8 protein-coding genes are annotated in these 9485 nt (G+C 43.6%); 5 read left to right on the top strand and 3 right to left on the bottom strand.

Annotation, left to right across the window (positions count from 1 at the left end; translation table 11 throughout):
* Positions 1-183: 183 nt before the first annotated feature.
* The 3 genes from AAEY80_RS13930 to pnuC all read right to left on the bottom strand — a co-directional run bounded on the left by AAEY80_RS13930 (position 184) and on the right by pnuC (position 2011).
* A complete protein-coding gene (locus AAEY80_RS13930) occupies positions 184-708 on the bottom strand; it encodes a TIGR00645 family protein (protein ID WP_025650803.1) in 525 nt (174 codons plus the stop codon).
* A gap of 63 nt (positions 709-771) precedes the next feature.
* The gene (locus AAEY80_RS13925) at positions 772-1356 is read right to left on the bottom strand and encodes an AAA family ATPase (protein ID WP_025650802.1); all 585 of its coding nucleotides are present in this window, start codon (positions 1354-1356) and stop codon (positions 772-774) included.
* Positions 1307-2011, bottom strand: a complete 705-nt coding sequence (gene pnuC / locus AAEY80_RS13920) for a nicotinamide riboside transporter PnuC (protein WP_025650801.1) — start codon at positions 2009-2011, stop codon at positions 1307-1309. The genes AAEY80_RS13925 and pnuC overlap by 50 nt, the downstream gene beginning before the upstream one ends.
* 292 nt (positions 2012-2303) lie before the next feature.
* Between pnuC and AAEY80_RS13915 the strand changes: the two genes are divergently transcribed.
* The 5 genes from AAEY80_RS13915 to dnaX form a co-directional block, all read left to right on the top strand.
* Positions 2304-3449, top strand: a complete 1146-nt coding sequence (locus AAEY80_RS13915) for a beta-ketoacyl-ACP synthase III (RefSeq protein WP_025650800.1) — start codon at positions 2304-2306, stop codon at positions 3447-3449.
* Between the two features lie 243 nt (positions 3450-3692).
* Positions 3693-4781, top strand: coding sequence for a peptide chain release factor 1 (prfA, locus tag AAEY80_RS13910; RefSeq protein WP_173240272.1), 1089 nt, complete (start codon positions 3693-3695; stop codon positions 4779-4781).
* 153 nt (positions 4782-4934) lie between these two features.
* Positions 4935-6473: a lysine--tRNA ligase gene (lysS, locus tag AAEY80_RS13905; protein ID WP_201616164.1), complete on the top strand. Its 1539-nt coding sequence runs from the start codon at positions 4935-4937 to the stop codon at positions 6471-6473.
* A gap of 219 nt (positions 6474-6692) precedes the next feature.
* A complete protein-coding gene (locus AAEY80_RS13900; RefSeq protein WP_201616166.1) occupies positions 6693-7958 on the top strand; it encodes a hypothetical protein in 1266 nt (421 codons plus the stop codon).
* A 102-nt stretch (positions 7959-8060) separates the two neighbouring features.
* Positions 8061-9485, top strand: a 1425-nt coding sequence (gene dnaX, locus AAEY80_RS13895) for a DNA polymerase III subunit gamma/tau (RefSeq protein WP_350588489.1), incomplete at its 3' end; no start/stop codon positions are given.

The raw sequence follows: 9485 nt of genomic DNA, 5'->3' as shown, positions 1-9485 counted from the left end.
TCTAGTATCATTTGTCTGTAATCTTTAGAGTATGCCATAGACTTTAGTGTAACTGTTTATTGGTTCTTTGACTATAGAGGAGAGATAAAGAAAAAATATGTAAGAACGATGGAGAGTGTGTGGAAAAAATAAGCCTTAGTGTTTTCTGATATCAGTATTTTCTGATATCAGTGCTTTCTGGCATCAGTGTTTTTTAGTATCACCAACCACTTTATCCATAACAGCAAACAATAAGCCAGACACTACGAAAGTCATATGAATGATGACTTTCCACATGAGTTTGTCCGCTTCACCATCACTCAATTCATTAGGAATGTCCATAAATGATTTTAAAAGATCGATTGCAGAAATAGCGACAATGGCACCAATGACTTTTAGTTTTAGACCAGAAAAATCTACTTTGCCCATCCAACTAGGTCGATCAACGTGATCACCAGTGTCAATTTTTGAGACAAATATTTCATAGCCACTGAATATGATAATTAATAATAAACTGGCTACTAAAGAGAGGTCGACTAACACTAATATATTAACAATGACGTCTGATACAGAAGCGCTAAATACAGTATTAAACATCATGATTGTTTTTTGAATGAATTTTATAAATAATAAGATAACCCCTAAGATCAGCCCTAAATAAAAAGGTGCCAATATCCAGCGGCTGTTAAAGATGGTTTTTTCTAGGTAAGGTTCAAGGTTTTTTAGCATGGACATCTCTTAATGTTCCTAAAGGTTGTAGGTCATTTACTTATAACGTGGTATAGGGTCGATTTAAGAAAGCCATTCAAGCACTTGTTGGACGCGCTCGTCTCTATCACCACCTATGCGATGAAACGGCTTTTGGTGACGAGTCAGCTGACTTTCAAAATAAGCACTGATTTCGTCGCGCTGATGCGGGCTATCGCGCAAATCATCAGCGACCCACGGGATATCAACTTCGGTTAATAAAATCAAGTCATAATGATGTATTAACGCCGCATTGGTGAGCGCTTTAGGGCAGTCGCCATAATACCAATTGGCGTAAACCATCAGCTCAAATAGACTGGTATCACAGAATAAGTAGCGCGCTCTATCCGGCATTTGAGCGGCTTGTTCAGCGAGTTCATTTTCTAGTTTTATTTGACCCTGCGCAATGGGTAGTAAGTCGTCCCAAGTACAGGTCAGTTGCTCCTTATCCCATTTCGCTTGTAGATAGGTGCGCATGTATTCTGCTACCCAAGGGCAGCCAAAATGCGCTGCCAAGTCGCGACATAAGGTCGTCTTGCCTGTACTTTCTGCCCCTAATATTGCGACATTGATGACCGATTTAGGCGTATGCTGCTTTAGGTTGCAAGCGGTAACGTCGTTGCCATTCATAGTAAGCCCAAATTGCGATAAGTGTGAAGACTACGTATTGTAGTGCGGTGAAGGTCAATCCTTTGTAAAAGTACAGCGGCACAGAAATAGCATCGGCGACGATCCACAGTAGCCAATGCTCAATTTTGCGCCGTGCCATCAGCCACATCGCCATCAAAAACAGCGCGGTGGTCAGCATATCGGTATAGTCCACCCAAGTAAATAAGTGCACTCCAAGTACAGCACCATCGAAACTAAACCCATTATTAATCACTGGTCGGAAGTAATAAACCAAGGCAACGAAAGCGATCGTGCCTGCTGCTAAGGCTGATAGAGTAGGAATGTCATCGGAATGTAGATGTTCTATTTGGACATTGTCTACTTGCTGAACCTCACTATGGTGAGATTTTTTATTCTTTGACCAATTAATCCAGCCATATAGACTCATAACCGTATAATAGGCATTGATAAACATGTCACCGAATAGCTGCCATTTCCACAGTAGATAGACAAAAATGGCAGTGCTGACCAGCCCGATGGGAAAGACAAGGATATTGGTTTTGCTGGCAAGTAACACACTGGCCACGCCAAAGATGACCGCGATTAATTCGAGCGCTATAAATACGGTAGGGTAATCGGCATATTGCCCAAATAACCAGTTAAGAAGTTCAACCATTAATATTCCAAATATGAGCTTTTATAAGTATCTGTCATGGATTTTACGAGAGTATGTGCCATTGATTATAGCGTAGCTGTCTTAAGTAACTGACTCGAAATAAAGACAGTTTTTGTTAAATCTTAGCAAGAAACGGATTATTTGTAACAAAGTATTAGAAAAATTAAAATATTCAGGCATAATAAAGGCACTGATTTTAAGTTTACAGTTATTCACTGAAAATGAACGATTGTTATTTTCTCCATTTTTATGCTTATTCCAAGCCCTATAGTAGTAGACAAGGAAGCTTATCATGACGACTTGTATCACAGGCACCGGCCTATATATTCCCCCTTATAGCATCAGCAACGAAGAGCTGGTGGCGTCTTTTAACCAGTATGTTGATAATTATAATGCAAAGCATGCTGATGACATAGCAGCAGGCACGGTGACTGCACTTGAGCCCTCATCGGCCGCTTTTATCGAAAAAGTTTCTGGCATCAAATCTCGTTATGTCATGGAAAAAGACGGTATCTTAAACCCAGAAATCATGGCACCCGTGATTCCTTATCGTCATTTAGGCGAAGAGCTGTCAATTATGGCTGAGATGGGTGCTGCGGCGCTCAAAGATGCCCTTGCTGATGCTGGACTTGAGGCCAATGATTTAGACGGTATCATCCTTGCCTGTTCAAACTTCCAGCGCACTTATCCTGCGGTTGCCATCGAGATTCAAAAAGAAATCGGCATGATTGGCGGATTTGCTTATGATATGAACGTCGCTTGTAGTGCCGCGACTTTTGGCTTATCGCAAGCGCATGGCTCTATCGTCTCTGGGCTTGCCAAGCGCATTGCGGTGGTCAACGTTGAGATTACTTCAGCGCATCTTAACTGGCGCAATCGTGATAGCCACTTTATCTTTGGTGATGTGGCAACCGCTTCTATCGTTGAAGAGCTTGAGACGCCAAAAGGTTATGAGATCATCAACTCGAAGTTGTTTACCGAATTTTCAACCAATATCAAAAACGAATATGGTTTTATGGATCGCTCAGAGTTTTTGGCGGCGCAGACTGAGATGTATCCAGATATCAAAGAGCCGGTTACTGATAAACTGTTTTTACAAAACGGCCGCAAAGTATTCCGTGAAGTTTGTCCAAAGGTATCAGAAATCATCACCGAGCATTTGCATGAGAACGAAATGCAAGCCAGTGATGTAAAAATGATGTGGTTACACCAAGCCAATGCCAACATGCTAGATTTAATCTTGCGCACCGTTGTTGGACGTGATGCCGATAAGGCGATTGTGCCAAGTGTTATCGCAGAATTTGCCAATACCAGTTCAGCCAGCCCAATGATTGTCTTTCATCGTTATAAAGACGCGCTAAAATCTGGTGATTTAGGTGTGATTTGCTCGTTTGGTGCTGGTTACTCTATTGGGTCGGTACTGGTTCGTAAGGTCTGATTTTTTAAGCCTTAAGTCTTAATTATTGTTTAAATAGCCAAGAATATTCTTGGCTATTTTTTTTACTTAAATTTTAAGCAAAGCTTATGCTGTATTCAAATCATCAGAAAAAAGTGTCGATATGACACAAGTAGCAGAAAAGTTTGTCCATATATCGACAAGAATGCCTAGAGGTTTTAATTTACCCCAAAAAATTTGCTATAATCACGGTCTTATTCCTCTTATCCAATTAAAAGTCCTTTTATGAAAGAATCCTTACGCCTGCGTTTAGACCAGATGGTAGACCGTTATGAAGAGGTCACCGCCTTATTATCAGACCCCAGTGTCATCAGCGATAATAATAAATTCCGTGAATTGTCTGTCGAGCACAGCGACTTGATGGATATCACTACTTTATGGCAGAACTATGTGCGTGCAGAGACGGATCAGGCCGATGCTGAGACTATGCTAGCCGATGCGACAGATCCTGACATGAAAGAGATGATGCAAGAAGAGATTGACAGCGCACGTGATACCATCGTCGAGATGGAAGAAGCGCTCAACGTCATGATGCTACCAAAAGATCCCAATGATAAAGTGCCAGCTTTCTTAGAGATTCGTGCTGGGACAGGTGGTGATGAAGCGGCGATTTTCTCCGGTGATTTGTTTCGTATGTATCAAAAGTACGCGCAGACTCAAGGCTGGACAATGGAAGTGCTATCAGCCAATGAAGGCGAGCATGGCGGCTATAAAGAAATCATTACTCGTGTGTCCGGCAACAGCGTCTATGGTCGTCTAAAGTTTGAGTCTGGTGTACACCGTGTGCAGCGTGTTCCTGAAACGGAAAGTCAAGGTCGCGTGCATACCTCAGCCTGTACCGTTGCAGTTATGCCGGAAGTTGAGATTGATGACACCGTTGATTTAAATCCAGCAGACATTCGTTTTGACACCTTTCGCTCAAGCGGTGCCGGTGGTCAGCACGTTAACACCACGGATTCAGCTGTACGCTTAACACACATTCCGACCGGTACCGTGGTAGAGTGTCAACAAGAACGTAGCCAACACAAAAACCGTGCGCAAGCGATGAAAATGCTGATCTCAAAAATCCAGCAAGTCAAGGTGCAAGCGCAGGTTGATGCGGCAGACACCATCCGTCGTGACTTGGTCGGTAGTGGCGATCGCTCAGAGCGCATTCGCACTTATAACTTCCCGCAAGGTCGTATGACCGATCATCGTATTAACCTAACGTTATACAAGCTTGATGCCATTATGGAAGGTGATTTGGATGAGATTCTTGATGCATTGTTACGCGAGTATCAGGCGGACTTGATGGCCAGTATTGGTGCGGACTAAAGCCATTGGTTTATAAAAGCGAGACACTGTCCACCTGACAGTGTTTGTTTGTCTATAGCTGTTTTTTTACAGCTGACTATGATGATAATAAGTATAGATTCAATTCACCGTTTTCGTTTGTTCCTTTAATTACCTAATAATTTTGAGAGTGTTATGTCAAATTCCAACAATAAAAATCAGAATCAAGAGCAAGCCCCAGAAGATGCTAACGAACTTATCGCCCAGCTACAAGCCAAGCTAGACGATATCACTGCTTCAGGCAAACAGCCGTATCCAAATACGTTCAAACGCACCGATTATGCGCAAGATTTGCAAACAGCCTTTGACGGTGTCTCTAAGCAAGAAATCGAAGATGACGTTACTAATGGTAAAAAAGTACAGGTCAATGTGGCAGGTCGAGTCATGCTTAACCGTGGATCATTCATTGTAATCCAAGACATGACAGGTCGTATTCAGTTATACGTCGCACGTAAAGAGCTCGATGATGAGACGCGTGCGAGTATTAAGTCACTAGATTTAGGCGATATCGTTGGGGTATCAGGCTATATCGGTCGCTCAGGTAAAGGCGATCTATACGTGCATATCGAAGAGATCAGTCTACTAACCAAATCATTACGTCCAATGCCAAATAAATTCCATGGTTTGGCAGATGTGGAAGCCCGTTATCGCAATCGTCATCTTGATTTGATGACCAATGAGACAACTCGCGATACCTTTATGATTCGCAGTCAGGTTGTCAGCGGTATTCGTAGATTCATGCTGAATGAGCGATTCATGGAAGTTGAAACGCCAATGATGCACCCGATTCCAGGGGGTGCCGTTGCACGTCCGTTTGTGACGCATCACAATGCTTTGGATATGCCGCTTTATTTACGTATCGCGCCTGAGCTTTATTTGAAGCGTTTGGTGGTTGGCGGTTTTGAGAAAGTATTCGAGATTAACCGTAGCTTCCGTAACGAAGGCGTCTCAACCCGTCACAATCCTGAATTTACGATGATTGAGTTTTATCAAGCGTATGCGGATTATCATGACTTGATGGATTTGACCGAGCGTTTATTTAATGAGTTGGCGATGGATATCTTGGGTACGACTGAGATTACTTATCAAGAAGAAGCCATCAGCCTAAAAGCGCCTTTTGAGCGTTTATCGATGTCTGATGCGATTGCCAAATATGCCGAAAACTTCGACATGGCGCATATCAATGACCGTGAGTATCTAGCAGAGTACGCCTCGACCACCCTTAAACAGCAAGTAAAAGAGGGCTTTGGTGTGGGTAAATTGCAAACGATTATCTTTGAAGAGACCGCTGAGCATCAATTGCGTCAGCCAACCTTTATCACTGAATATCCTGCAGAGACGTCGCCATTGGCACGCCGTAGCGATGATAACCCTGAGATTACTGACCGCTTTGAGCTATTCATCGGTGGTCGTGAATTGGCCAATGGTTTTAGTGAGCTGAATGACCCTGCCGATCAGGCAGAACGTTTCCGTGGTCAAGTCGCTGAAAAAGACGCTGGTGATGATGAAGCGATGCATTTTGATGAAGACTATATCGAAGCTTTATCTTATGGCTTACCACCGACAGCAGGCGAGGGCATTGGTATTGATCGCTTAGTGATGCTATTTACGGACTCAGCAAGCATTCGTGATGTGATTTTATTCCCACATATGCGTCGCAAGCTTGACAACTAGACTAGAGTCTACTTACTATGAAATATAGTCACTCCTATATAATTTAGATAGGGTATCAGGCTCGCTTAGTCTACTACTTGTCGTACTTTACTCGCCTTCCTTGTATCTAAATTATATTGAACTGGCTATCACACTGTTACTGAACTGAGTATAAAGCGAGTTTTGCAACGTTGGTGGCAGACACTCAGTTATTTATGAGCACTCATCTATAGGGATATTATGGACACTCAGCACGCACCGCTCTCAGTTTGGCAGCAGATGATTCAGCAAAGCTTCTTATCTTTGTATGATGTATCAGAGGACAATAGCAATCATCCCGAGCATGCCTTTCAGGGTTATGACTTTGTTTGTGAATTCTCTGGTGCGACGGTTTACCTTATCGTTAATGATGTGGTGATACAGGCTGACCAGCAAGAGATTGATAGTACACAGGTGCGTGAGTGGAGAAAGGAAGTTGTCAACCAATTAATCAAGCGTCATGCCCAGCTTTATCTAAAAAATGACAAGGTACTGGCTGACGTAAACGCGTCGGCATCGGACAAGGCAATTTATTTTATTGGTTTGACGTCACTCGCCATCAAGCATGAAGGCGATAACCCAGAGTCGCAGCCCTATACCGTCAATTACGAATACGGCAGTCAGTTCTTTGCTGAAGACTGTGTGCTGGACTTGGACGATGAGCAGAGTGTCTTACAAGTATTTAGCCATCAAAACTTTGTCGACATTCTTAATCAGTTGGTGACTCCAAGTGATCTCAGTGCTTATTTGGATTTTCACCGCCGCAAGCTTGCTGGCTTTGAGACGTTTCAAGACGAGTCAACGTTACTTGCCCAGTTCTTACAGTCACCTGATTTTCATCAAAGAGCCGTTGAGGTGCAAGAGCAGTTGGTTGCTCACCAGTTAATAGACCAAGTGGAACCTCGCTTGCTTAAAGCTGCAGAACCTGACCAAACTGCTTTTGCTAATGCGTTGATGCTAGAGATTCAAAAGAATACTCGCATGTGGTATAAGCTCTTTAATCGCTTGATTCAGCAGTATTATGAGGCGGGGACGCCACTGCCAAAAGAGCAGGTCGATGTGTTAGTTGATGAGTCGATGTATACCTATGCGTGTTTAATAGAAAAAATATTGGCACATAGAACGATTGATCAAAATTCACGATGGAATGGTTATGTTCGTCATGAGCATTCTTATCATGTATTTGGTCGCCATTATCTGATGGTGTTCTATGGACAAGATGAAAATAGTGCATTGAGTGCAGACAAAGTTCGCGCATCGCATCAGGATTTATTGTTTGAGCTTAATTCACAAATGCAGCAGCCGGTAATGGATGATTTGTTTTTAATTGGCGTAGAAGTTAGACCGTGCGAGGACAGCGTTAATACCGAGGTGTATATTGACACTTTTCATCAGAATGGCTCGGCTATCGATGCAAACACGCAGCGCTTATACGAGCAGTTGGCTGAGTTGCGATCGCAGTCATAGACTTTCCTTACTATAGATCGCTGATTTGATGCTTTAACTATATTTGTACTTTTTTATATATTCGTACTTTTCACATTGGCAGTTACTATATTGGCAGTTACTATGACGCAGCAATATCAAGTTTTAGCTCGCAAATACCGCCCAAAAAACTTCCATGAGTTGATTGGGCAAACGCACGTCTCGCAAGCATTGATAAATGCCATTGATTACAATCGTCTGCATCATGCCTATCTGTTTACGGGTACGCGCGGTGTCGGTAAGACGACGATTGCCCGTATATTATCCAAGTGCCTGAATTGTGATACTGGGGTGACCAGTACGCCTTGCGGTGTGTGTGATAATTGCGTTGCCATCGATCAAGGTCGTTTTATTGATCTGATCGAAATTGATGCGGCCTCTCGCACCAAAGTGGAAGACACCCGCGAGCTACTAGATAACGTGCCTTATGCACCAAGCCAAGGACGTTACAAGGTTTACCTGATTGATGAGGTGCATATGCTGTCCACGCATAGCTTCAATGCACTACTCAAAACCTTGGAAGAGCCGCCTGAACATGTGAAGTTCTTGCTCGCGACCACTGATCCGCAAAAATTGCCAATTACTATTATCTCGCGCTGTTTACAGTTTGTTCTACGCCCGTTGCCGCAAACCTTGCTGAGTGAGCATTTGGCAAATGTCCTTACCCAAGAGCAAGTAGGCTATACCCAACCTGCACTTTGGCAATTGGCCAGTGCAGCAAAAGGTTCGGTACGTGATGCTTTATCCCTAACCGATCAAGCCATTGCTTTTGGCCAAGGTGCGCTTGATGATGTCACGGTCAATGCCATGCTCGGTTTGATTGATGCCGCTGACTTGGTGCGGCTCATCACTGATATCTATAATCATGACAAATCTGCCGTCGCCGCTCATATTGAGCAGATGCGTGCGCAAATGGTTGATGCGACGAGTATGTTTGATGGGCTGGCAGAGCTATTACATCAGTTGGCATTGACCCAGCTACTGCCCGAAGTCGCTCTCAATGTCAATGAGGCGCAAGCCCAAGATATTAATGCGCTGGCACAGCATATCAGTCCTGAGGTATTGCAGCTCTATTACGAAATCGTTGTGCAAGCGCGTGAAGGCGTGAAACTTGCCAGTACACCGATGCAAGCGCTGGAGATGTGTATCTTACGTCTGTTGGCCTTTCGTCCATTACCAATAGACGAAATACTAAACCCTACTTATGATGACTCCGTGTCATCTGAAGTACCCGCCATAGAAAATACATCTTCTACGCAGGCGACCATTACCCATTCAGCTTCGATGCCGCCGTTACAGCCTTATGATATCGACTATCAAGAGCAGGTCAGTATTGAGCAGCCAAACGCTAGTTTTGACAGTAATGAATTCAGTGTTGATCCAACTCATGAATCAGCACACACGTTGGATGTGTTGGATAGTAGCGCAAACGCTGAACCCGTTGTTGAGCCTGAACCCGTTGTTGAGCCTGAACCCGTTGTTGAGCCTGAACCCGTTGTTGAGCCTGAA

The sequence above is a fragment of the Psychrobacter sp. 78a-MNA-CIBAN-0178 genome (assembly GCF_040309625.1).
Classification (GTDB): domain Bacteria; phylum Pseudomonadota; class Gammaproteobacteria; order Pseudomonadales; family Moraxellaceae; genus Psychrobacter; species Psychrobacter okhotskensis.
Note: the sequence above shows the minus strand (reverse complement) of the source record. Positions and strands in the feature narration are given on the sequence as shown.

Excerpts from the sequence above, each read along its gene's own strand:
- AAEY80_RS13930 (WP_025650803.1), bottom strand. The coding sequence starts at position 708 with ATGCTAAAAAACCTTGAACCTTACCTAGAAAAAACCATCTTTAACAGC.
- AAEY80_RS13925 (WP_025650802.1), bottom strand. The coding sequence starts at position 1,356 with ATGAATGGCAACGACGTTACCGCTTGCAACCTAAAGCAGCATACGCCT.
- pnuC (WP_025650801.1), bottom strand. The coding sequence starts at position 2,011 with ATGGTTGAACTTCTTAACTGGTTATTTGGGCAATATGCCGATTACCCT.
- AAEY80_RS13915 (WP_025650800.1), top strand. The coding sequence starts at position 2,304 with ATGACGACTTGTATCACAGGCACCGGCCTATATATTCCCCCTTATAGC.
- prfA (WP_173240272.1), top strand. The coding sequence starts at position 3,693 with ATGAAAGAATCCTTACGCCTGCGTTTAGACCAGATGGTAGACCGTTAT.
- lysS (WP_201616164.1), top strand. The coding sequence starts at position 4,935 with ATGTCAAATTCCAACAATAAAAATCAGAATCAAGAGCAAGCCCCAGAA.
- AAEY80_RS13900 (WP_201616166.1), top strand. The coding sequence starts at position 6,693 with ATGGACACTCAGCACGCACCGCTCTCAGTTTGGCAGCAGATGATTCAG.